Origin of the sequence: Tumebacillus permanentifrigoris (assembly GCF_003148565.1) — a bacterium.
GTDB lineage: Bacteria > Bacillota > Bacilli > Tumebacillales > Tumebacillaceae > Tumebacillus > Tumebacillus permanentifrigoris.
On sequence record NZ_QGGL01000012.1, the window covers coordinates 66,880 to 90,124 of the forward strand.

The 23,245-nt window shown below is 54.9% G+C and carries 26 protein-coding genes; 7 read left to right on the top strand and 19 right to left on the bottom strand.

Features of this window, described 5'->3' with window-relative positions; genetic code table 11:
* Positions 1 to 89: 89 nt before the first annotated feature.
* The 5 genes from C7459_RS14365 to C7459_RS14385 form a co-directional block, all read right to left on the bottom strand.
* Complete coding sequence (locus C7459_RS14365) at positions 90 to 794, bottom strand: ABC transporter ATP-binding protein (RefSeq protein WP_109689997.1); 705 nt, start codon at positions 792 to 794, stop codon at positions 90 to 92.
* Between the two features lie 4 nt (positions 795 to 798).
* Positions 799 to 1,575: an ABC transporter ATP-binding protein gene (locus C7459_RS14370; RefSeq protein WP_109689998.1), complete on the bottom strand. Its 777-nt coding sequence runs from the start codon at positions 1,573 to 1,575 to the stop codon at positions 799 to 801.
* Complete coding sequence (locus C7459_RS14375) at positions 1,550 to 2,503, bottom strand: branched-chain amino acid ABC transporter permease (protein ID WP_109689999.1); 954 nt, start codon at positions 2,501 to 2,503, stop codon at positions 1,550 to 1,552. Before C7459_RS14375 ends, C7459_RS14370 begins: the two co-directional genes overlap by 26 nt.
* A gap of 10 nt (positions 2,504 to 2,513) precedes the next feature.
* Positions 2,514 to 3,401 (bottom strand): branched-chain amino acid ABC transporter permease, encoded by an 888-nt coding sequence (locus C7459_RS14380; protein ID WP_109690000.1) that lies wholly within the window; start codon positions 3,399 to 3,401, stop codon positions 2,514 to 2,516.
* An 83-nt stretch (positions 3,402 to 3,484) separates the two neighbouring features.
* Positions 3,485 to 4,663 carry an ABC transporter substrate-binding protein gene (locus C7459_RS14385; RefSeq protein WP_109690077.1) on the bottom strand — a complete coding sequence of 393 codons (1,179 nt, stop codon included), beginning with the start codon at positions 4,661 to 4,663 and terminating at the stop codon, positions 3,485 to 3,487.
* Between the two features lie 356 nt (positions 4,664 to 5,019).
* Between C7459_RS14385 and C7459_RS14390 the strand changes: the two genes are divergently transcribed.
* Positions 5,020 to 5,418, top strand: a complete 399-nt coding sequence (locus C7459_RS14390) for a hypothetical protein (RefSeq protein ID WP_109690001.1) — start codon at positions 5,020 to 5,022, stop codon at positions 5,416 to 5,418.
* A 26-nt stretch (positions 5,419 to 5,444) separates the two neighbouring features.
* On the top strand, positions 5,445 to 6,362 hold the full coding sequence (menA, locus tag C7459_RS14395) for a 1,4-dihydroxy-2-naphthoate octaprenyltransferase (protein ID WP_170119476.1): 918 nt from the start codon (positions 5,445 to 5,447) through the stop codon (positions 6,360 to 6,362).
* A 38-nt stretch (positions 6,363 to 6,400) separates the two neighbouring features.
* Here the strand turns inward: menA and C7459_RS14400 are convergent, their stop codons facing one another.
* The 6 genes from C7459_RS14400 to C7459_RS14425 form a co-directional block, all read right to left on the bottom strand.
* Complete coding sequence (locus C7459_RS14400) at positions 6,401 to 6,898, bottom strand: phosphatase PAP2 family protein (RefSeq protein ID WP_109690003.1); 498 nt, start codon at positions 6,896 to 6,898, stop codon at positions 6,401 to 6,403.
* 80 nt (positions 6,899 to 6,978) lie between these two features.
* Positions 6,979 to 8,268: a phenylacetate--CoA ligase family protein gene (locus tag C7459_RS14405; RefSeq protein ID WP_109690004.1), complete on the bottom strand. Its 1,290-nt coding sequence runs from the start codon at positions 8,266 to 8,268 to the stop codon at positions 6,979 to 6,981.
* Positions 8,269 to 8,399: 131 nt separating this feature from the next.
* Positions 8,400 to 9,518 (bottom strand): hypothetical protein, encoded by a 1,119-nt coding sequence (locus C7459_RS14410; protein ID WP_109690005.1) that lies wholly within the window; start codon positions 9,516 to 9,518, stop codon positions 8,400 to 8,402.
* Positions 9,519 to 9,673: 155 nt separating this feature from the next.
* Positions 9,674 to 11,449: an acyl-CoA dehydrogenase family protein gene (locus tag C7459_RS14415; protein WP_109690006.1), complete on the bottom strand. Its 1,776-nt coding sequence runs from the start codon at positions 11,447 to 11,449 to the stop codon at positions 9,674 to 9,676.
* A gap of 25 nt (positions 11,450 to 11,474) precedes the next feature.
* Complete coding sequence (locus C7459_RS14420; protein ID WP_109690007.1) at positions 11,475 to 12,656, bottom strand: acetyl-CoA C-acyltransferase; 1,182 nt, start codon at positions 12,654 to 12,656, stop codon at positions 11,475 to 11,477.
* A 32-nt stretch (positions 12,657 to 12,688) separates the two neighbouring features.
* Positions 12,689 to 15,031: a 3-hydroxyacyl-CoA dehydrogenase/enoyl-CoA hydratase family protein gene (locus C7459_RS14425; protein ID WP_109690008.1), complete on the bottom strand. Its 2,343-nt coding sequence runs from the start codon at positions 15,029 to 15,031 to the stop codon at positions 12,689 to 12,691.
* A 291-nt stretch (positions 15,032 to 15,322) separates the two neighbouring features.
* On the opposite strand from C7459_RS14425, the gene C7459_RS23885 reads away from it, so the two are divergent.
* Positions 15,323 to 16,051: a 3D domain-containing protein gene (locus tag C7459_RS23885; RefSeq protein ID WP_109690009.1), complete on the top strand. Its 729-nt coding sequence runs from the start codon at positions 15,323 to 15,325 to the stop codon at positions 16,049 to 16,051.
* Between the two features lie 51 nt (positions 16,052 to 16,102).
* Here the strand turns inward: C7459_RS23885 and C7459_RS14435 are convergent, their stop codons facing one another.
* The 3 genes from C7459_RS14435 to C7459_RS23390 all read right to left on the bottom strand — a co-directional run bounded on the left by C7459_RS14435 (position 16,103) and on the right by C7459_RS23390 (position 17,382).
* Complete coding sequence (locus tag C7459_RS14435; protein WP_109690010.1) at positions 16,103 to 16,432, bottom strand: AzlD domain-containing protein; 330 nt, start codon at positions 16,430 to 16,432, stop codon at positions 16,103 to 16,105.
* Positions 16,411 to 17,133, bottom strand: a complete 723-nt coding sequence (locus tag C7459_RS14440) for an AzlC family ABC transporter permease (RefSeq protein ID WP_109690011.1) — start codon at positions 17,131 to 17,133, stop codon at positions 16,411 to 16,413. The genes C7459_RS14435 and C7459_RS14440 overlap by 22 nt, the downstream gene beginning before the upstream one ends.
* Before the next feature lie 90 nt (positions 17,134 to 17,223).
* Positions 17,224 to 17,382 (bottom strand): hypothetical protein, encoded by a 159-nt coding sequence (locus tag C7459_RS23390; protein ID WP_170119477.1) that lies wholly within the window; start codon positions 17,380 to 17,382, stop codon positions 17,224 to 17,226.
* A gap of 79 nt (positions 17,383 to 17,461) precedes the next feature.
* Between C7459_RS23390 and C7459_RS14445 the strand changes: the two genes are divergently transcribed.
* A complete protein-coding gene (locus C7459_RS14445; RefSeq protein ID WP_109690012.1) occupies positions 17,462 to 17,911 on the top strand; it encodes an acyl-CoA thioesterase in 450 nt (149 codons plus the stop codon).
* Positions 17,912 to 18,089: 178 nt separating this feature from the next.
* Here C7459_RS14445 and speD read toward each other — a convergent pair whose 3' ends face one another.
* Positions 18,090 to 18,467, bottom strand: coding sequence for an adenosylmethionine decarboxylase (gene speD, locus C7459_RS14450; RefSeq protein WP_109690013.1), 378 nt, complete (start codon positions 18,465 to 18,467; stop codon positions 18,090 to 18,092).
* A 422-nt stretch (positions 18,468 to 18,889) separates the two neighbouring features.
* Here speD and C7459_RS14455 point away from each other — a divergent pair, with 422 nt between their 5' ends.
* Positions 18,890 to 19,147, top strand: coding sequence for a hypothetical protein (locus C7459_RS14455; protein ID WP_109690014.1), 258 nt, complete (start codon positions 18,890 to 18,892; stop codon positions 19,145 to 19,147).
* Positions 19,148 to 19,212: 65 nt separating this feature from the next.
* Here the strand turns inward: C7459_RS14455 and C7459_RS14460 are convergent, their stop codons facing one another.
* From C7459_RS14460 to C7459_RS14470, 3 genes are all read right to left on the bottom strand, one after another.
* The gene (locus C7459_RS14460; RefSeq protein ID WP_109690015.1) at positions 19,213 to 20,157 is read right to left on the bottom strand and encodes a PRC-barrel domain-containing protein; all 945 of its coding nucleotides are present in this window, start codon (positions 20,155 to 20,157) and stop codon (positions 19,213 to 19,215) included.
* Between the two features lie 7 nt (positions 20,158 to 20,164).
* Complete coding sequence (locus C7459_RS14465; RefSeq protein WP_109690016.1) at positions 20,165 to 20,815, bottom strand: hypothetical protein; 651 nt, start codon at positions 20,813 to 20,815, stop codon at positions 20,165 to 20,167.
* Between the two features lie 213 nt (positions 20,816 to 21,028).
* Positions 21,029 to 21,445: a S1 RNA-binding domain-containing protein gene (locus C7459_RS14470; RefSeq protein WP_109690017.1), complete on the bottom strand. Its 417-nt coding sequence runs from the start codon at positions 21,443 to 21,445 to the stop codon at positions 21,029 to 21,031.
* A gap of 160 nt (positions 21,446 to 21,605) precedes the next feature.
* On the opposite strand from C7459_RS14470, the gene C7459_RS14475 reads away from it, so the two are divergent.
* Entirely contained in the window at positions 21,606 to 21,803 is a 198-nt protein-coding gene (locus C7459_RS14475) for a cold-shock protein (RefSeq protein ID WP_109690018.1), read from the top strand.
* A gap of 138 nt (positions 21,804 to 21,941) precedes the next feature.
* Here C7459_RS14475 and C7459_RS14480 read toward each other — a convergent pair whose 3' ends face one another.
* On the bottom strand, positions 21,942 to 22,676 hold the full coding sequence (locus C7459_RS14480; RefSeq protein WP_109690019.1) for an ATP-binding cassette domain-containing protein: 735 nt from the start codon (positions 22,674 to 22,676) through the stop codon (positions 21,942 to 21,944).
* 261 nt (positions 22,677 to 22,937) lie between these two features.
* Here C7459_RS14480 and C7459_RS14485 point away from each other — a divergent pair, with 261 nt between their 5' ends.
* Positions 22,938 to 23,144 carry a hypothetical protein gene (locus tag C7459_RS14485; RefSeq protein ID WP_109690020.1) on the top strand — a complete coding sequence of 69 codons (207 nt, stop codon included), beginning with the start codon at positions 22,938 to 22,940 and terminating at the stop codon, positions 23,142 to 23,144.
* Positions 23,145 to 23,245 lie beyond the last annotated feature (101 nt).

The following is a 23,245-nucleotide window of genomic DNA, read 5'->3' on the forward strand; positions in this document are numbered from 1 at the left end:
TGATCTAGTGTTGCGCCCCCACCCATGATTTATGAAAAAAAAGCTCCCCCGCATGCGGAGAGAGCTTTTTTCAAAAAACTGAGCACGGCTTAGCCGCCCAAGTATGCTTTTTTGATTTCTTCGGAGCTTGCCAATTCCTCTGCCGCACCGGTGAGCACGATCTTGCCGGTCTCGATGACATACGCACGGTGTGCAATCGAGAGCGCCATGTTCGCATTTTGCTCAACCAACAACACGGTGGTGCCCGTCTGGTTGATCTCTTGGATGATGTTGAAGATCTCGCGGACGAGTAGCGGTGCGAGACCCATCGACGGTTCATCGAGCAGGAGCAGCTTCGGGCGCGCCATCAGCGCACGGCCCATCGCCAGCATCTGTTGCTCACCGCCGGAGAGTGTCCCTGCAAGCTGCTTGGAACGCTCCAGCATCCGCGGGAAGCGTTTGTAGACGCTTGCCATGTCGTCAGCGATGCCCTTTTTGTCCTTGCGCAGGAAGGCACCCAGTTCGAGGTTTTCCTCGACCGACATGTTCGCGAACACGCGGCGGCCTTCCGGACAATGCACCAAGCCGCGCTTGACGATGTCCTGTGCCACTTTGCCATGAATCGGTTTGTCCAAGAATTCGATGGAACCGGACTGCGGCTTCAAGAGGCCGGAGAGGGTTTTCAGGATCGTCGACTTGCCCGCGCCGTTGGCGCCGATCATCGTGACGATCTCGCCCTCCTTGACGTCGAGGGAGACCCCTTTGAGCGCATGGATCGCGCCGTAAAACACATTGATATCCTTGACTGCTAACATCGGGCTACACCTCCTGGCCCAGATAGGCTTCGATGACTTTCTGGTTGGCACGAATCTGTTCCGGGGTTCCGGAGGCGATCATCTGACCGCGGTCGAGCACGTAGATGCGCTCACACACACCCATGACCAAGCCCATGTCGTGTTCGATCAGGAGGATCGTGATCTTGAATTCATCGCGAATCCAGCGGATCAAGTTCATCAGATCGGTCGTCTCCTGCGGGTTCATCCCCGCCGCTGGCTCGTCGAGCAGGAGCAACTTCGGCTTGGCAGCCAGTGCGCGAGCGATCTCCAGACGGCGCTGCTCGCCATACGGGAGGTTTTTTGCCACCTCGTCGGCTTTGCCTTCCAGTTTGAAGATCTTCAGGAATTCCAACGCCTTCACCTTCATATCCGCTTCGCCTTTGAAATGGGTCGGCAAGCGCAGGATCGAGGAGAACAGGCCGTGCGTAGCGTGCATGTGGTAGGCGACCATGACGTTTTCGAGGACGGTCATGTCGCTGAACAGCCGGATGTTCTGGAAGGTACGCGCCGCACCGCGCTTGGTGATCTGGTACGGCTTCAAACCGTTGACACGCGTTCCGTTGAAGGCGATATTGCCTTCCGACGGTTCGTACACACCGGTCAGGAGGTTGAACAGCGTCGTCTTGCCGGCACCGTTTGGCCCGATCAGTCCGACCAGTTCTCCATCTGCGATCTCCAAGTTCACATCGGAGACCGCCTTCAAGCCCCCAAACACGCGGGACACGTTCTCGACTTTAAGGAGTTGTTGTTGTGCCGCCATCTTTGGACGCTCCCCCTTTCTTCGTGAAGAACTTCGATACGTCGACGCTGCCGAGCAGACCTTTCGGGCGGAAGATCATCGTCAAGATCAAGATCAAGGAGTAGATGATCATCCGGACTTCCGGGAAGTCTTGCAGGTACGTGAACAGCAAGGTCAGCAGGATCGTACCGACGATGACGCCGGTGGTGCTGCCGAGACCGCCGAGCACGACGAAGACGAGGATCTCAAAGGACTTCATGAAGTTGAAGCTGTTCGGCGCGATCCCGTAGAAGTAATGCGCGGAGATCGCACCCGCCATGCCCGCGAAGAACGCACCGACGACGAAGGCGATGACTTTGTAACGGGTCACGTTGACGCCCATCGATTCCGCTGCGATCTCGTTTTCACGAATCGCGATCAGAGCGCGGCCATGCGAGGACTTGACGATGTTTTGAATCACGACGACTGTGATCAGGACGAGGAAGAACGTCCACGTCCAGTCGGTGACGCGCTCGATGCCATTGAGGCCAGATGCGCCGCCGACGTAGTCGTTGTTCAGCCACACGATGCGGATGATCTCACCGAAGCCGAGCGTCGCAATCGCGAGGTAGTCACCTTTGAGGCGCAGGGTCGGGAGGCCGATGATCAGACCGGCGACCGCTGCAGCCAGACAGCCACAGAGCAAAGCGAGCGGGAACGAATAGCCTTCGTTGGTAGTCAGAATCGCCGAGACATACGCCCCGATCGACATGAAACCAGCATGTCCAATCGAAAACTGACCGGTAAAACCGTTGATCAGGTTCAACGAAACCGCCAAGATGATGTTAACCCCCATGATCACGAGGGTGTCGACATACGAGTCATTGAGGACTTCGCCCGTGATCAGTGCTTGGATCACCCCATAGAACACAAGGCTGATTGCAACTCCGAGGAAAAACCGCTTGTTCATGAGTCTCCACCTACACTTTCTCGCGGACGTTTTTGCCGAACAGACCGGTCGGCTTGAAGATGAGGATCAGGATCAGGATGCCGAATGCCACGCCATCACGCCACAGGGACATGCCCGGGATCGATTGTACGCCCGTTTCGACGACGCCGAGCAACAGACCGCCGACCAGTGCGCCTGGGATGATCCCGATGCCGCCGAGCACGGCTGCGATAAATGCTTTCAGGCCCGGAATGATGCCCATCAAGGGGTCAACCGACGGATACATGACCGCGAACACAACGCCTGCTGCCCCCGCCAATGCGGAGCCGATCGCAAACGTAGCCGAGATCGTGCTGTCGACGTTGATGCCCATCAGACGAGCGGCTTCCATATCGTAAGAGACTGCGCGCATCGCTTTGCCGATTTTCGTGCGATGGACGATATACTGCAGAACGGCCATCAGGATGACGGTGACGACGAGGACGATGATCTGGATTGAATCGATGACCACGCCGCCAAACAGCGTGAAGTCGGTTTTTTTCACAATCTCCGGGAAGCCTTGCGCTTGCGGGCCGAGGAAGGTGATGCCGAGGTTTTCCAGCAGGAACGACACGCCGATCGCCGTGATCAGGATGACGATGCGCGCTGCGTTGCGCAAGGGCTTGTACGCCAGACGTTCGATAATCACGCCGAGCACCCCGCAAACCACCATCGCGAGCACGAGCGAGAGGATCAGACCGAGTCCAGCCTTGGCTGCAAAATACCCCGTGTACGCACCGACGAAGAACACATCCCCGTGTGCGAAATTGATCAGCTTGATGATCCCGTAGACCATCGTATACCCGAGTGCGATCAATGCGTAGATCGAGCCAATCGAAATCCCGTTGATGAGCTGTTGGACGATATAATCGAATGTCAAGAGAACGACACCTCATTTCGTTTCAATTCATGTAAAAAAGGGAGAGCGATGGTTGAACACCGGCTCCCCCCAAAATGCTCAACCTACGGCTGGACTTTGGTATTGAAAGTTTGCTTGCCGTCCTTGTATTCGAGGACAACTGCTGCTTTTACCGGGTCGTGGTTTTTATCGAGTGCGATTTTGCCGGTTACACCTTCGAAATCTTTGGTGTTAGCGAGTGCGTCTTTGATTTTTTCCTTATCGGTGGAGCCTGCGCGTTTGATCGCGTCTGCCATCATGTACATCCCGTCGTAGCCGAGGACTGCCATCGCATCCGGCACGGAGTTGTACTTGGACTTGAAGTTATCGATGAACTTCACAACTTTCGGATCTTTGTCTTCCGAAGAGTAGTGGTTGGAGATGAAGGTGTTGTTGAGGTTTTCAGCGCCTGCGATCTGTGCGAGTTCCGGTGCATCCCAGCCGTCGCCACCCATCATCGGAACTTTGATGCCCATCTCACGAGCTTGCTTGATGATTTTGCCAACTTCTTCGTAGTAGCCTGGAACGAAGATAACTTCCGGGTTCAAGGTTTTGATGCGGGTCAGGACCGCTTTGAAGTCGGTGTCCTTGGTTTGGTAGGATTCTTCTGCAACAACTTTGCCGCCGCCAGCCGTGAAGGTCGAGGTGAAGGATTTCGCCAGACCTTTGGAGTAGTCGGAAGAGTTGTCGATATAAACAACCGCGTTCTTCGCCTTCAGGTTTTTCGCGGAGAAGTCCGCCATGACTTTCCCTTGGAAGGAGTCGATGAAGCAAGCGCGGAATACGTATTCGTTGAGTTTGCTTTTCTTCGCATCGAAGGTGATGCTGTCGTTCGTCGCCGACGGGGTCAGCATCGGAACTTTTTTGTTGTTCGCAACTTCAACCGCTGCGAAGGTGTCGCCCGAGATCGCCGCGCCGAGCAGCACGTCGACTTTGTCTTGGGTGATCAATTTGGTTGCGGTGCGGGTGGATTCTTCCTTTTTAGAAGCGTTGTCCGCCGAGATCACTTCGAGCTTCTTGCCGTTGATGCCGCCAGCTTTGTTGATCTCCTCGACAGCGAGGTTGATGCCGTTGAGCTGAGATTGACCAAATGCTGCGACCGCGCCGGTCAGCTCCAAGTTGGTACCGACCTTAATCGTGTCGCCGCTACCGCCCTCACTGCTGGTCGATTTCGAACAACCTGCCAGACCAACCGTCGTCAAGGTCAGCGCCGCCGTTACGGCGATAAATTTCTTGCCCATCATCATCGAATAAATCCCCCTTTTTCTTGGTCAATCCTGTTTCTTTTGTTCTGAACATGTACTCCCAGTATCTGTTACACAGGTGTAAAAGTTCAGAATCTTTTATGGATTCATAGTACACGAAATATTTTGAGCCTTCACCTGCCGTATCGGTTGATTTTAGTGAATATCTGCATGATACCCGTGAATAGGTGCGATTTGCGCCGGATATCGAGGTCTCACATCTCGATTCTATGCGTGGCAGGAACGCGAGATGCGAGGAAAACGTTGGAACAACGCGGTGTGATATTGTGAATCGTTGGAATCTCATAGTATAGTAGGACTTGAGAGATCTGAATGAACGTATGGGGTGAATGAACATGTGGATCGTCTATGACACGCCGTGGTTGGACGACGGATATTGGCTGTTGTTGGTTGGGCTGCCGCTTTTGATGTTCATCGGGTTTTTCCTCGCCAAGATCCTGTTCCGGGACAGAGAGTACGAACCTCCTTCGAACGTGGTGGTCATGCCACACGACTTGCGTTGGCGCAACTACACCTCCGATCAACGCGTAATCCTGGAGATCTCGCGCGCAGTCGTGCAGTTGCAATCGAAGCCGCCCGTCACCTACCACCAGATCTACCTGCACCTGACCACCGAAGAAGCGCATCGCATAGCTGAGCAGATCGACACCTTCCATGTCTACCGCGAGCAAGACATTCGCGCGTACTTAGAAGAGGTGGACACCATCCGCCAGAACCAGCAGTTGCACGCGTAGGAATGCCCACGAAAGGAACAACATCGATGCCTGCATCCCAGACAACCAAATACCCATCTCTGTTTCAAAAATGGGTGCGGGCCGTGCGCGCACCCTCGCTGATCGCGGCGATCCTTCCCGTTCTGCTCGGCGGTGGACTGGCGCTGCTCGACCGTGGCTTTGACGGCTGGACATTTCTGCTGACGATGATCGCGGTGATGCTGATCCAAGCGGGCAGCAACTTGCTCAACGAATACTACGACGATCTCAAAGGCGCCGACGCGCACGGCGTCTCCGTCGGCGTTTTGCATAAAGGGTGGCTGCTCCCACATCAACTGTACGCGGGTGCGTGGGTTTGCTACATCCTCGCGCTGTTGCTCGGCGGCTATCTGGTCTCGGTCGGGGGTTGGGTGGTCCTCGTATTGGGGATCGTTGGCGTACTCGGCAGCATCCTCTACTCCGCCACGCGGTTGGCGCTGTCCTATCACGCGCTCGGTGAAGTGACGATGTTCCTGCTCAGTGGGCCGTTGGTGACGTTGGGCACCTATTACGCGATGGTCAAGATCGCCTATGCCTATGTGTTGCTCTCCGGGGTTCCGTATGGGTTGTTGGCGATGGCAGTCACACACGTACATAACCTGCGCGACATCCGCCATGACCGGATGATCGGCAAACGCACCCTCGCCTCGACCCTGCCCCAGCGCCCCGCCAATCGGCTGTTTTACCTGCTGTTGCTGTTCGCCTATGTGATCCCGCTGCTGCTCTGGGTGATGGACGTGATGCCAGCGCTTTCCCTGCTCCCGTTGCTGACGATCCCGTTGGCGATTCGCATCATCCGCACGGTGCGTCCGACGACCGAACCTGTCGAGTTGAACATGGCATTCGGACTGACCGCACTGCTGGAATTGCTGTTCGGGATTCTGCAAGTGTTCGGCCTGTTCCTGTACTACTTCACACACTTATAAAAAAGCCAACGTCCCCGTTGTTGAGGACGTTGGTTTTTTTAGATGAGCAGGTGAAGCAGCCAGGCGACAAGTGAACCGATCAGTGCTCCAGCGAGCACGTCGAGTGGGTAGTGAACACCGACGTAGAGCCGGGCGTAGGCCATCCAACCCGCGATGAGCAACATCAGCACCCCATACGCGGGTGCCCCACAGAACACGGCGACAGCGAGCGCGAATCCACAGGCGCTGTGGTTGCTTGGAAAGGAGAAGCTCGGGCGGTGTTGGATCAACGGCACGAAGTTCTCTCGCACAAAGGGACGATCCCGGTGACGGACGCGACCGATCAATTCGTTGAGTCCGCGCGTCAACACCGCCGCTGCAATCGCTTGCACCACAGTGAGTTTACCGCCTGCTCCGCCGATCCAGAACACCCATCCCATCACGACAAACATCCAGAGCGGACCTCGGAGCGCAACATGCGCCATCAAACGATCGAGCAGCCACCAACGACCGACACGGCTGCGAATTTTGAACAGCAGAATTTTTTCAAGTTCCATGTGCTCTATGATACCACACCGACCACACACATGAAAAAAGGAGCCAATCCATTCGGCTCCTTGCTACTTATAATAGGAAGTTACTGTCTCCTATCAACGATGCGAACCGCCTTGCCCTCGCTGCGAGCAATCGTCTGAGGAGGATGTACTTTCAGCCCGATGGAAACCCCGAGCGCTTCCTTGAGCAGATGTCCTACGCGGTTCGTCAACTCCGCTTCCGAGCAGGAAGCAGGCTCGCTCTGCATTTCGACTTGCAGTTCCACTGAATCGAGCGCCCCATCACGGGAGAGCACAACTTGGTAGTGGGGAGCCAGTTCCGGCACGGTGAGCAACACGGCTTCCATCTCGCTGGGGAACACGTTCACCCCACGGATGATCAACATGTCGTCGATACGCCCCTTGATCCGCGTCATCCGGCGCATCGTGCGCCCACAGGAGCACGGCTTGGACGTCAGCGCGGAGATGTCGCCGGTGCGGTAGCGGATCACGGGAAGCGCTTGCTTGGTCAACGATGTGAACACCAATTCACCAAACTCCCCCTCTGGGAGGGGCTCCAGCGTCTCTGGGTCGATGATTTCTGCATAGAAGTGATCCTCGGCTATGTGCAGACCGTTCTGCTCCTCACAGCACTCACAGGCGACCCCAGGGCCCATCACTTCGCTGAGTCCATAGATGTCGATCGCCTTCAATCCCCAGACGCGCTCCAACGTTTGTCGCATCTCTTCCGTCCACGGTTCTGCACCGAAGATTCCGTACTGAAGTGTGGTCGCGCTCGGGTCGAGACCTTGGCGCACCATCTCCTCGGCGATGTTCAGTGCATAAGAGGGTGTGCAGGAGATCCCACGCGGCTCGAAGTCTTGAATCAGCGTAATCTGACGCGCCGTCTGACCGCCGGAAACCGGCACGACGGTCGCCCCCATCACCTCGGCTCCTGCGTGCAGTCCGAGACCGCCTGTGAACAGACCATAGCCATAGGCGTTGTGGAATAGATCACCCGGTCGTCCCCCCGCGAGGCAGATCGCTCGAGCGACGATCTCCGCCCAGTTCGCCAAGTCCTGCTTGGTGTATCCGACCACCGTCGGCTTGCCTTTGGTGCCTGAGGAGCCGTGGATGCGCGCCACTTCAGCGCGGTCACAGGCGAACAGACCGAACGGGTACTGATCCCGGAGGTCTTTTTTGACGGTAAAAGGCAGCTTGGCCACATCGTCCAAGCTGCGGATATCATTCGGAGCCACGCCCGCCGCAGCGAACGCCGCCTCGTAAAAAGGCACTCGTTCCACCACACGCTTGACCGTCGCCTGCAACCGTTCCAGCTGCAGTTCCTGTAAGCGCTTATGTTCCATCGTTTCCATGCGCTCGTTGAAGATCATCGCTGTCCTCCTCCTGCAAATCGCTATGAAACTCTGAATCTTCTATTTCTTGATGCAACGGGAAGATTCCTGTCTGCCAGACAAAAAGCCCCTCGGGTCGCAAGCGACAGAGGGGCTTTTCCGGGACTTCCTCAGCGACTGGCCTCAATGCGGCCGGAGTTGCTGGCGAGGTCGATATTGAACACGATGTTGTAGGCACCTGCATAGATGTTCGTCCACGTGCTGGTCAGGCCGTTGCGCGAACTCGGCGAGGCTTCGCTCATGCCCGCCATGCCCATCATGTAGGTCTCGTAGTAGTTGCGGTCTTGACCCGACGGGTTGAAACGATCGAAGCGCATCGTAACTTTCGTCGCGGTGTCGCCGCTGAGCGTCACGTCAACCGCCATCGATCCGCGCAGGTAAGACAGCGTATTGCCATCTGTGCCGAGGCTTTGGTTGTAGCGGAAGAAGTTTTGCACTTGCGCTTTGCTCGCACCGAGCACCGACTTGAGCAGCCCTCCATCGATCAGCGTGCCCTTGGCAGGCGGTTGTTGTGCCGGCGGAGTTTGCTGAACGGGTGGTGTCTGCTGGACCGGTGGGGTCTGTGGAACCGGCGTCGGGGTCTGTTGCACAGGCGACGACGGTTGTGTTGTCGTGCTGTTGCTACCTCCGCCGTTCGATGGGCTAGGCTTGGTTTCGCTCCCCGCACTGGTCTGCGACTGCGGGACATAGTTGGAAGAAGTGGCGCGCGGCGAGGTCTTGCCTTGGTCGCGGGCGATGGTGACGAGTTGGGTGGTCAGCGGCTTGGACACACCCTGCGATTGACCGGATGCAGCCTGTTGCATGGCGATCTGCTGACCGCCGTCTGGCAACTTCGCGAGGTATTCGCTCGGGATCGGCTTGCCGTCCTTCAATGCTTCGAGAACGTTCGCGAGGAAGGTCAGATCTTGGTCGGCTTGTACACCGTTTTTGAACTCCCCGATGCCCGCCGTCTTGACAGCGGTGGTTGGCGTCGGGGTTGTGGTTTCACCCGGCGTAACCGCCGTGTCGGTCGAGGTCGGTTTGGATTTCGCGCTCTCCGCCTCGGCGGTTGCCGTTGGCATGAACGCAGACAGGACGAGCATCGCGCCCGCCAGCAGCACACAGGCTCCGCCAAAAGCGGCCCACGCCCCGCCGTACTTGCCCTTGCTCAACACGTTCCCGATCATCATGACCATCGAGAGCACTGCGAGAGCCCCGAGGCCAATCAATCCGATCGTAGTTAGACTCATGGGACGAACACCCCCCAGAAAATCAGTTCTTGGTCGAATAGGTTCGACACGGGACACGAAATTCCTGTTTTTTTGACAGGCCCGAAGCGCACAGTTTTTTCCTGCCTAAAAAAGCCGCTTCCCTCGCGTGAGGGGAGCGGCTTGGTTTGGTGCGATTAGCAGACGTAAGACTCTTGGTCCACGATGTGGGATGCGAGTTCACGCTTGATTTTCACTGCGTTGATCGGGGTGGAGCGAACGAGCTTTTTGAGGACGGAGAGTTGGGTTTTCAGAACGTCGCCCTCTTCCATCGCTGCCAAGGTTTCCTTGGCAATCGCTTCGATGCGACCAAAGGATTCGTTGACGAAGACTTGGGTCATCGCGATCTTGTGCTTCGCTTTTTCCACGCCGTCTTTCTCGATTTGCTTTTGTGCGCGCAGGAGGCAGGACTCCGCCACGAAGATTTCGATGATCAGGTCTGCAACGTTTGCGAGCACTTCTTGCTCTTGCTCAAGTTTCAGTTGGTACTTCTGTACGCCATAGCCAGCGACCATCAGGAAGACTTTTTTCGCGCGTTCGAGCAGGTCTTCCTCGACAGCCAACGGGGTGTCTTCGTCTACTTGCGACGGCATCATCATCATCAGCTCGGATTGCAGCGCTTGTGCCGCTTGCAGCAGGCCGATTTCGCCCTTCATCGCTTTCTTGACGAGGGTGCCCGGGATCAACAGACGGTTGACTTCGTTGGTGCCTTCGAAGATGCGGTTGATGCGGGAGTCACGGTACATCTGCTCGATCGGATACTCGTTGATGAAGCCGTAGCCGCCGTGAACTTGCACGCCTTCGTCAACAACATAGTCGAACGCTTCGGAAGCGAAGACTTTGGAGATCGAGCACTCGATTGCGTATTCTGCAATCGCTGCGGTCACGTCGGTACCTTTGGAGGTGTCGACGTCAGCCAGACCTGCTTCGATCATGCCGCCGATGCGGTAGATCATCGACTCGGTTGCATACGCTGCGATGTTCATGTCAGCGAACTTTTCGCGCAGCAACGGGAAGGAGGAGATCACTTTGTTGAACTGCTTGCGTTGGTTTGCGTACTTGACGGAGTACTCAATCGCCAGCTTGTTGGAGCCGACACAACCTGCTGCCAGCTTGTAACGGCCGATGTTCAGGATGTTGAAGGCGATGTGGTGGCCTTTGCCTACTTCGTAGAGCAGGTTCTCAACCGGAACCGCAACATCTTCGAGGATCAGCGGACGGGTCGAGGAGCCTTTGATCCCCATCTTCTTCTCTTCCGGGCCGGTGGAAACGCCAGCGAACTCTTTTTCCACGATGAACGCGGTGAACTTGTCGCCATCGACTTTTGCGTATACGACGAACACGTCAGCGAAGCCCGCGTTGGTGATGAACTGCTTGGTGCCGTTCAGCACGTAGTGGGTGCCTTCCGCGTTCAGAACTGCGGTGGTTTTCGCGCCGAGTGCGTCGGAGCCGGAGCCCGGCTCGGTCAGGCAGTACGCTGCGAATTTCGCACCGGATGCGAGGTCCGGCAGGTAGCGGCTTTTTTGGTCTTCGTTGCCGAAGTAGACGATCGGCAGGGTGCCGATCCCGACGTGCGCACCGTGGGACAGGCCGAAGGAGCCCGCACGGGTGAAGTTTTCGGTGATCAGGGTCGAAGAGATCTTGTCGAGGCCCAGACCTTCGTAGTCTTCCGGAACGTCAGCTGCCAGCAGACCGAGGTCCCCCGCTTGCTTCAACAGTTCCATCGTCAGTTCGAGGTCGAGCTTTTCGATCTCTTCACGACGCGGTTCAACTTCGCCTTTGACAAAGTCAGCCGTGGTTTTTGCGATCATCAGTTGTTCCTTGTTGAAGTCTTCCGGGGTGAAGACTTCGGACGGAGAGGTCTTTTCGATCAGGAAAGCTCCGCCGCGTTTTTTGGTTTGCAATTCGCTCATGGGTAGTTGCCTCCTCAAGTTGGGTTTAGTTCAAGAGTTCGAACACGCCAGCCGCACCCATGCCGCCGCCGATGCACATCGACACGACACCGTACTTGCCATTGCGACGACGCAGTTCGTTGATGATCTGGACAGTGAGCTTGGAACCAGTGCAGCCGAGCGGGTGACCCAGCGCGATCGCACCACCGTTGACATTGACTTTCTCTTCATCGAGGCCAAGTTCACGCACGACGTGGAACGCTTGCGAAGCGAACGCTTCGTTGACTTCGAACAGATCGATATCGTCGACCGTCAGGCCGGCTTTTTGCAACGCTTTCGGAATCGCAACGACCGGGCCGACGCCCATGATGTCCGGATCGACGCCACCGATAGCGAACGACAGGAACTTGGCGAGCGGTTTGATGCCGAGTTCAGCCGCTTTTTCAGCAGACATGATCACGACAGCTGCTGCGCCGTCAGACGTTTGCGAGGAATTCCCCGCCGTGACAGAGCCTTTGACATGGAACGCCGGGCGCAATTTGCCAAGCCCAGCCATGTCAGTACCCACGCGCACACCTTCATCGGTGTCGAACAGGTACTCGGTGACTTTCACTTTGCCAGTCGGGTCTACGGTTTGGAACTTCACCGGAACCGGAACGATCTCGTCCTTGAACTTGCCCGATGCGATCGCAGCGGCTGCACGCTCATGCGAGCGAACCGCAAATGCGTCTTGCATCTCACGGGTGACGCCAAAACGCTGTGCAACTTGCTCAGCGGTGTGGCCCATGCCCATGTAGATTTCCGGCAGGTTGTCGACCAACCACGGGTTCGGAGCGAGTTTGTTGCCGACCATCGGCACCATCGACATCGATTCAACGCCGCCGGCGATCATGACATCTGCTTGGCCGGTGATGATCGCTTGGGCCGCGAGTGCGACCGTTTGCAGACCGGAGGAGCAGAAACGGTTAACGGTCATCCCCGACACGTTGGTCGGGAGCCCAGCTCGCATCGCCACGATGCGGCCGAGGTTCATGCCTTGTTCACCTTCTGGGATTGCGCACCCGATGATGACGTCCTCGACTTCACGCGGGTCGAGTTCCGGTACGCGGTTGAGTGCTTCGCGCACCACCAGGCCGCCCAGATCTTCTGGACGGGAGTGGCGCAGGGAGCCTTTATGGGAACGACCTACAGCTGTGCGGACAGCTGATACGATCACTGCTTCACGCATGGTTCAGTACCTCCTTCATTCGCACCCGACAACTAGTTGCGGAGCGGTTTGCCTTTCGTCAGCATGAATTGCATCCGTTGCTGGGACAGCGGTTCGCCGCACAGCGAGAGGAATGCTTCGCGTTCGAGGTCGAGCAGGTATTGTTCGCTGACCACCGAGCCGCCGATCACTTGACCGCCACAGAGGACGTTTGCGACTTTCGATGCGATTTTGACATCATGGTCGGACGCATAGCCGGAGAGCTTCATGGTTTGCGCGCCGAGTTTGAGCAGCGCGTATCCGTTTTCGCCAACGACTTTGATGCGCTTCGGAGTCGGAGCGACGTAGTTCTCCGCCATCGCCAACACCGATTGCTTGGCATCGTGGAGCAGGAAGTCTTGGTTGACCGTCATCTCATCAGACTGACGGAAGTAACCCAGTTTCTGACCGTCGCGGAACGAGGTGGAAACTTTCGCCGTTGCGATCGTTTCGAACGCACGGGTGACATACGGTTGGAGATCGATACCCTCCGGCACGTTCTCGATGTTGCGCAGCAGAATTTCCTTGTTCCCGCCGCCGCCAGGGAGCAAACCGACGCCAACTTCGACGAGGCCAAAGTAGGATTCAGCTGCGCCGACGATCTTGTCAGCCGGGAAGCAAACTTCCGCGCCGCCGCCAAGCGTCATCGCAAACGGAGCTGCGACCACCGGTCGATCCATGTATTTGAGTGCCATCGTTGCATTTTGGAACTGACGGATGGTGAGGTCGAGTTCATCCCAATCATCGTCTTGTGCTGCCATCAGGATCATCATCAAGTTCGCGCCCACGCAGAAGTTGTTCGCTTGGTTCCCGATGACGAGACCCTTGTAGTTCTGCGAAACTTCCTGTGCTGCGTAGTGCATCATCGCGACGATGTCGCCACCGATCGCTTGGTTCGGGGAGTGGAATTCGAGAGCTGCCACACCGTCACCGAGGTCGATCAGCGAAGCGCCCGAGTTTTTCTTGATCACACGGCCTTGTTCCTTCAATGCTGCCAGCGAGATGTTTTCCTTTTTCTCCTCCAGGCCTTTGAACTCGCCGGAGAGGGTGTAGAAGGATTTGGCACCCAACTCAGATTCATAGAAGGACGACTTGCCAGAAGCCAGCAGGTCTTTGACCCATGCCGGGATGGTTTCGCCCTCTGCTTCCATGCGTGCGACCGATTTCTCGACGCCGATCAGGTCCCAGGTTTCGAACGGGCCGGTCTGCCAGTTGAAGCCCCACTTCATCGCGCGGTCGATGTTGACGATGTCGTCCGCGATCTCAGACGCGTGCTCTGCGCTATAGAGCAAGGTGCGCTTCATGACGTTCCAGAGGAATTGCGAAGCTTTGTCTTGGCCGTAGACCAGGACGCGCAGTTTTTCCTTCAGCGACTTTTGTTGCTTCGCCATCTCAAGCGATGCCGACTTGATCTTGGTACGCGGACGGTATTCCATCGTGGCATAATCCAGCGCGTGGATGTCCTTGCCGATTTTTTGGAAGAAGCCTTTTTTGACTTTTTCCCCGATCCAGCCGTTTTCGACCATTTTTTGCAGGAACTCCGGGATGACGAAGGTCGCCTTCTCATGTTCATCGCTCACGGAGTCGTGAACGTTGTTCGCAACGTGCACGAAGGTGTCGAGACCGACGATGTCGAGCGTGCGGAACGTCGCGGACTTCGGACGGCCGATCACCGGGCCGGTCAGTGCGTCGACTTCATCAACGCCCAGACCTTGCTTGACCATCTCTTGAGCGCTGATCATCAAGCCGTAGGTGCCGATGCGGTTGGCGATAAAGTTGACGGTGTCCTTGGCGAACACGACGCCTTTGCCGAGTCGCTTCTCTGCAAAGTTTGCCATGAACTCGACCACAGCCGGGTCCGTTTCCGGGCCTGGGATGATCTCGAGCAATTTCATATAGCGCGGCGGGTTGAAGAAGTGCGTGCCGAGGAAGTGCTTGCGGAACGAGTCGCCGCGGCCTTCTTGCATCGCAGCGATCGACATACCCGATGTATTAGAAGAAACGATTGTGCCTGGGCGAACCGCAGCTTCGATTTTTTCATAGACTTGACGTTTGACGGCGAGGTTCTCAACCACAACCTCGATGACCCAGTCGCACTCTTGCAGACGATGCAGATCGTCTTCGAAGTTTCCGACTTCGATCAGGTTGATTCCTTCGGCCGTGTAAAGTGCAGCCGGTTTTTGCTTCAACAGACCGTCGCGACCGCGCTTGGCAAACAAGTTGCGGTCTTGCTCCGGATCTTTGGGCACGATGTCGAGCAGCAGGGATTTCACCCCTACGTTGGCGAGGTGTGCGGCAATACCAGCACCCATGACGCCGGCGCCGAGCACCGCGACTTTGCGAATCTTGCGTTCCATGTGTCCGTGACCTCCTTCAATGGTCCTCTCTCTGCTTCCCCAACCGAACGTTCGGTCGAGTCACGATATACATAAAGTATGAGCGGAACTCCAACATTGACTGTTCAGTCTAAAGTCTTGATACATCATATTCTTCGTCGCTTTAAAATATCCTCCTGCGATATTCGAAAAATTCTCTTTCGATGCACTTTTTTTTTGACTTCAGACAATTTCGCCGCTGATAGGTTTAGAGTCTTCCAAAACTGGCCAGTCTAGTGTCAGGAAAACGTATCCATCAGGAGGTTGAAACCGATGAAGAAAACCGTACTGGCACTCGTTTTTTCGCTGCTCTTGCTCTGCTCCCTGTTCGCCGCTCCAAGCTATGCACTCTATGAAACATCCGCACCGCTCGGTGCTCCGCATACCTTTGCTAGCACCGGTCTGGTCTACGGACCCCCGATCCCGAACAACGCACCGCCGATCATCGCCCGCTCCGGCACCGACTTATTGAAAAAAGTCGAACAGGCCATCCCGGAAACCCTGACCTACAAAGTGAAAAAAGGCGACACGCTCTCGACGATCGCGGCCGCCTTCCATACAAAGACCGATACGCTCGCCCAACTTAACGAACTGCCAAATTCGAACCTGTTGAAAATCGACCAAGAGATTCAGATCCCGAACCTCGAAGGCAAACTGCTCGAACCAGGGCTCACCGTGAAACATGTGCTCAGTGCCGACCTCACCGCCTACACCGCAGGTTTTGAATCGACCGGCAAGCGTCCAGGCGACCCCGCCTACGGAGTGACCGCGTCTGGCAAGTACGTCAAAGACCACCAAACCATCGCCGTCGATCCAGCTGTCATTCCGCTGGGCACCAAAGTCTATATTGAAGGAATTGGTGTGCGCATCGCAGAGGATACCGGTGGGGCCATCATCGGCAATCGCATCGATGTCTACATGAACGACCTGTCCGCCGCCGTCCAGTTCGGGTACAAGAAAAGCATCAAAGTCTATGTCCTCGACAGCAACCAGTCGGCGTGACAGCAGATCGAAAAACAGGCGATGGGATCTCCGATCCACTCGCCTGTTTGACTATTCGCCCAGCAACAACCGGATCAAAGCGAGAGTGCCCATCCCGGTCACGACCGTTACAAACAGACTGCGCGTCTTCCACGCCACAGCAATGGTCGGCAAGCTGACCCAGAAGTACAGGTTCGACCACGAAAAATCCAAGTGCTCCACCCGCACCACCAACGACGGTGCGAGCATCGCAGCCAACACGGCGACCGGCACGTAGCGCAACCACGTCACGACGAGCGGAGGCAACGTGCGCCCAGCCAGCAACCAGACGGGCAACAGTCGCGGAATCAGCGTCACGAGCGCCATGCCGACGATCGTCATCAAGATTGTTTGTTTGTCCATGTCTCCAACACCACCCCGAGCGTCGCTCCGAGCACCGTGGCGAGCATCACCGACCACGTCTCGAAACCTAATAAGTTGAACAAGACCGCCAAGGCGCCGCTCAAGACGGCGATCACGACCATCTTGACGTGCTGGATCTGCAACAGCAACAGCGCGACAAACATCGCCGGCAGCGCATAGTCCAATCCAAACGGCCGCACATCAGTCAGTAATGTATTGGCCACAAAGCCGAGCCATGAGCCGAAAATCCACGACAGATGTGAAGTGATGTTCACAGCAAACACCTGCCGCGCCCCCGGCACCCGCTGTGCAAATTGCAAACTATGCAACGCGAACGTCTCATCGGTCAACTCCAAAGCGAACAGCAGACGTTGCAAAGTCGGCCAGCGCGAGAGGTGTGGAGAGATCGCCGCCGACATCAACAGATGGCGCAGATTCACGATAAACGTCGTCAGGAGAATTGACAGCATCGGCTGTCCGCTGGCAAACAGTCCCGCCGCGATCAACTGCGACGAACCTGCGTACACGATCAAGGACATCAACAACGTCGAAAAAAGCGACAAGTGCGCTTGCCCTGCGAGCACGCCGTACGCAAACCCAACAGGGATGTAGCCCATCACGACGGGCAGGGCTTGCAACATTCCGCGGATGACCGGGGAGGAATTCTGTCGTGACTCTGTATTCGCAACGCTTTCAGCCAAAGAAAGTCCTCCTCGATATAGTGATTGTACAAAAGTTTATACAAAAACAAACTTGAGCACAACACGCACAAGTCCGTTTTCCCCAAGTATTCAGCAGGCAGGTGTCTCCACGCGCTCGACGCGAATCGCGAACAGATCATGTGTGCGCAGTCGGATGCTCTCCTCCACACAGACCCCGGCGTTCCTCCTATGATACAACGCCACGCGTTTGCTAGGGGCTGAAAAATCATGCCAATCGACCTTGACCATCGTTATCGTTCAGGACTATCATGGAGAAGAATTGATTTTGAACTAGTGAGTCTAGTTCTCCAATCAGGAGGTCTTCGCCATGAGCCAAGAATCACCGTCCCACTTCCGCTTCTATTCACCGATCAAAGTTCGCTTTGCTGAAACCGACATGAACGGTCACATGAGCCACGTCTCACCGATCATCTACATGGAACAGGCGCGTGCGGAGTTTATGGAATCGCTGGACGTCTTCACGCCAGAAATCATGCTGCGCGAGCGCAAAACGTTCGTGCTGGCCCGCCAGTCGATCGACTACAAGGCACAGGCCTACTACAACGACCGCCTGCGCATCTACTTGCGCGTCACGCGGATCGGTTCCTCCAGCGTCGACATGGAGTATGCCATCGTCAACGAGCAAAACAACTTGCTGTGCTGCACCGCGACGACGACCGTCGTCTATTTTGATGCCCATCAACAAAAAAGCACTCCCTTGCCAGACAATCTGGCGGAGCGCATCGAACAGTTGGAAAGTACATTCGCGACCGTGTAACCGGGTCGCGTTTTTTCTGCTGATTTTGGGCAAAAGAAAAAGCCCCTTTCGTCACTTCTCTTGGCGAAAGGGACCACCTCCCAGTGTGAGAATCCGCGATATGGTCGCGTAAGATCCTCAAAAGAATATTTACTTGAAAACACGGTTCGTGACCGAACGCGCATTGGGTATTGACAGCTTATCGAATGATCTCGATCGGACCTTCACCGCGCTTGAGCAGTTTCGGATACGCTGTCTCCGGTTTGAGAATACCAAGCAAGTAGTTAATTGCCACTTCCGGATCAACAGTATCGCCGCAGGTGTAGCAGTCGAGCGCAGCAAAGCCTTTCTCCGGATATGTGTGGATCGAAAGATGCGATTCCGACAACAAAACGAGAACAGTAGCGCCTTGTGGTTCAAATTGCTTGTACTGTACAGACAACACATGTGCACCACTTTTTTCAGCCGCTTCGACCATGCGGGACTTCAAGAACTCCGCATTGTTGATCAGTTCAAAATCGATACCCCACGCGTCTACAGCACAATGTCTCCCGAAAGTAGAATATTCCTCCATCATCTACATCGGCCCCCTTCCTATCAAACAATTTTTCGTCATTGTTCGCTAGGACCTACGTCATCCACTAGGGGGGAAGGTTAGTCCAAAGAGGTCCCAACCCTTTTCAGTGAATCCTGGTTCCTATTGTTCTTGACTCAACAGCAAAGAGAATATCATGTTTCCAGCTATACATCAATAGGTTTCGGAAAAGTTTTTCTGGAGAAATTTCTTCTTGTTATATCGACTGCATGAAAAGGCTTTCTTGTCACCATTTGACGAGTAATTATGCATTTTGTCGTATTTTCAGTGAATTTCCCAAATCCACGCTTCCACGCGTATCTTATGTACGACTTGGAAGATTTGTCCCCCGGATTGTCAAGTTTTTGTGAAAATCTCTCGCCTATTTTTGAACATACTACACGTGAAGGGAGGAGGATGAGCAGATGGATATGAACCAACCGAACCACGAGATTGGACAGAGTGTTGATTCGTTCTGCCAGACGATTTGGGATCACTACGAGGCCCATCCGGACACGATGCCGGTCGAAGTGACGATCAACAACCTCGGCACGGGGATTTTTGCCAAGGTCGATGAGGACGGGTTGTTTTTTGAGGCCAATGGGGACGAGTTTGACATGGATGAGTTCTTCATGGAGAACAATTTGGCGTCCGATACGTTAAGCTTTGAGAGCAGAGCCTAGCGACATGCAAAAACCCCAGAGGCCTGTGGCCCTGGGGTTTTTAACAATTCCGATCCGGCATCTGCTTAGGTCAGGCGGTTCAGCTTCATAAACAACGTGGGGCCGACAGCCTTCACGCGCTCAATCAACTCTTCCGTAACGACAGTGCCACGGGTGGCGATGACATCACCGTTGTCAGCGGTCAGGTCGGCGGTCAAAACTTTGCCGATCAGATACGCGTAAGGGCCTGTAGGAGCTTTGAGGTTGGTTACGTTGTCAGAGCTGTCTGCAGCGTTCAACTGGGTCACGTTCTCAGAGCTTGCAGATGCGTTCGAGTCTAGAACGTTGTCAGCGCTGTCTGTAGTGTCGCTAGTGGTCTCTGTAGCATCGGATGTAGTGTCTGCTGTGTCTGCACCCGTCGAGGTCGCTTGCGGGCTGGTAGAGTCCGTCACAGTGGTCACAGCGATTTCTTGCTCTGCGCGGGTCGCCTCTTGGGTGGCCGGGTGCGGAATCACATTCTCCGAAGTTGACGTCCCTTCGTCGAGCGTGGCGTAGATGGAAGTCTCGTCCTTGATGACGAGGACGTCGCGACCGAATGTCATGATGTTATCGCGATGGAAGACGCGGATCGAGTCGGACTGACCATGCTCAGCAAAGGAGCAGGCGGTGACGGAGCCGGTTTCTTCGTCAACATAATACTCGTGGACGGTGCCCATCAGTTGACCCTTGCGCGAAAGCACACGGGTGCCGATGATCTTGTAACTGAGGAGGACGAGGTCACGTGCGCCCAAGACATTGTTGAGGTCGCGGATCGACTCGCCCGATTCGACCGTAACGGCAAAATCACCGACGCCGATGACCGATGCGTACGGGAGGACATGCACGCCGATCGCGTGTTGATCGTTCTCGACTTGGAACAGGCGGACGGAGCCACTAGAGGGCTCGATGACCAGTTGTTTGACTTGGCCAATCTCGGCGCCGTCGACCAGACTGAAGATCGGGAGACCTTGAATTTGTGCACTGCTCTTCATATACCCACTACGCCCCTTGCTTCCATTCAGGTAAATTTCGATAACAATCTGAAAGTTCTTCGTTAAGCATATCAGAAAGCCCTGTATCCGTACAAGAACGCACTGCACGTTCAAAAGCATCCACAGCCCCGGCAAAATCCCCCATGCCTTTTGCGACATACCCCTCGGCGATCACTTCATTCAACCACTCCGCGGATACCACAACAGCTTCGACAGGCTCGTCCACCACCGGCACATCTGCCTCCAAAACAGGTTCTTCTATTCTCACTGCCAAAACTTCTGCTACTTCTATTTCGACAGGTTCCGCAGCAGGCTCTTCCTCGATTTCGATTTCTTCGAAAGCGAGTTCTTCTGTATGAGGAGTTTCCTCTATAACGGATACGAGTTTCTCTACCGTTGCTTCATATGTATCCTCCACATCAACGGGGTGCTGTCCGTGGATGCTGAGCGCGAGGATCGCGCAGGAACAGGTGGCAATCAAGGCGACAGGAGACACTTGGTCGGCGATCAACGTCACGCCTGCGAATGTGGCAAGCCCGAGCATCACACTCCCCCACCACTTGCTCGGCCTCGACCAGCGACGATGTGTCGCCAGCTCTTGATACAATCCGATACACGCCAAAGACATGCCAATAGCCAACGCATTCGTCACAAACATCGCGGTCGCAAGCCTCCCTTCTCAACATAAAACTCCGATAAGTTATCCTACTATGTTTATCTTAGTCTGCTCTCAAGCTTTTTCGCGTGAGACAAAAGGCATATTTTAATCAACACCCTCCAAAACTTTAGTCCTAAACGAGTAGACAAAAACAAAAAAAACACCCCAGAGTCTAGGACTCGGGGTGTTTTGTGCAAAAGAGGCTCGCGTGGCTTAGACCATGCCCGCTTTTTTTGCCCATTCTTTCAACTGATCTTCCATGGTGTTGAACGGTTCGTTAGAACCTTCGGTCTTGTAAGAGGTCGGGCCGGAAGATTGTTTCTTGCCGCCGCCACCGCTTTTCGGACCTTTGGAATTGGTGTTGCCCCCACGACGCGGACGATCAGAACCTTCCGGCTTCGGTTGGGTTTCCTTGACGGACAGAGAGATCTTGCCGCCTTCCACGTTCAAAACCTTGACTTGCACAACATCTCCGACTTTCATAACGTCGTTGATATCATTGACAAAGGTATGGGAAACTTGGGAGATGTGGACGAGGCCGGTTTGACCTTCCGCAATTTCCACAAACGCGCCAAAAGATTTAATACCTGTGACTTTACCTTCAACGACAGAACCGACTTGAATAGACAAATTGCAACGCTCCTTTTTTGACAAACAAAAGATGTTTCCTATTATACAATTTCTTTCGCACAAACACCACAAAAAAATGATTTGATCTCTACAGGGGTTTTTTGCTACAATTTAGAGTATCAACCCGTCCAAGGGCGGGTTTCTTAGGAGGTTGTTTTAGATGCAAGGTACTGTTAAATGGTTTAACGCAGAAAAAGGTTATGGCTTCATCGAACAAGAAGGCGGCGAAGACGTGTTCGTTCACTTCTCCGCGATCCAAACCGAAGGTTTCAAAACCCTCGATGAAGGCGCTCGCGTTGAATTCGAGATCGTCGAAGGCGCACGCGGCAAGCAAGCTGCAAACGTCCACAAACTCTAATTTCTGCGCACGATTCGAGAACGTTTCGTTTACATAGGTAAAAGCAACGTTCCAACTGCGTAAGAAGTACGAAAAAAGTCTCCGGCGACTCAACATCGCCGGAGACTTTTTTATTGAAACTTCTGTTGAAGGTTGTATCTATTGTTGCTTCGCCCACCAGACATACGCATCACGCAACGTCGGCGACACATGGCTAACTTCGCCAGCCGGGACCTGTGCGGCGATCTCACGCACGCAGACATGCGTTTCGTCCTGCTTGAGTTGCAGCACGAGACGATCTCCTTCGGCAGGCAGTGCCTCCGCGAGATATTCGAAGACTTTGCCCTCTACCCACTCATAGGCGGTGTCGGTCGTCACCATCACGCTAGGTTTCTCCGGGTGTAGCAGGCAGACTTTGTCGAGCAATCCTTCGATCGCGTTGTCGGGAGCATCGGCAACCACGACGACGCGGTCAGCCGCGACCTCCAGCAAGCTATGGCCGAGCACCAGACGCTCCGAATCGCTCAACCCATCGAGCACTTCGTCGAGCACCAGCAATTTCGGATCGTGCAGGAGCGCGCGCGCGATCAACGTCTGTACTTTCGCCAACTTCGGCAGTCTGTGGATGTGGGACTGGGCGTAGGCGGACAAACGCATCTGGCGCATCGCCCCCAACGCGAGGTCCGGCGTAACACCTGTCTCCAAGAGAGTATCCAGTACTGTATATGTCTCAAATGCCTCCAACTCCTGTGTGACGTAGCACACTTCGCCCGACGCATGTGCTGCGTCCGACTCGATGAGTTGCTTCAACAACCTCGTCTTCCCCGCGCCACGCGGACCCAACACTGCGTTGAAACCCGTCTCGAATTGCAGACCATTGACTTCGATCATCATTGCAATAACACCCCCGTTTACTTGCTCGAACCTTCCATTATGTAGCTACCTCTCTGTTACATTGACTATTTAGACGTAGTTGGACTGGATTCGGTTTCACTTTTTCGCAAATTATTTTCGAAACGTGCTGTTCTATTACTCTCCCTATATTATAAACTATATTCACATTACACTACAATCAACATTTGTATACATTTCTGACTTCGATGGACAGTTTCCCGAGCACTCTCTCGAACACTCTATCGAGAGGAGGTCTCTGCGATGACCCAATTGAGCAGTGCGTATCTCAGCAAACGCAATGTAGACCAACTGAAACATGAAGAGCTCGAGGATCTCGATTTCCATCTGCAATCCCGCCGCCAAAGCCTTTTGCAGAAAATGGACCAGATCAACCGCGACCTGCGCGACCTTGAAAACGACCAACAAAAAGTGGTAGCCGAACTCAGCAAACGCCGCCAGCACACATAATTCCCTACTCAGGCGCGACCTATGTCGCGTCTTTCTCTTGACTACGCTTAAAACATTGTAAATAATAATACATATAAAAATAAGAATGAGACCAAAAAAAT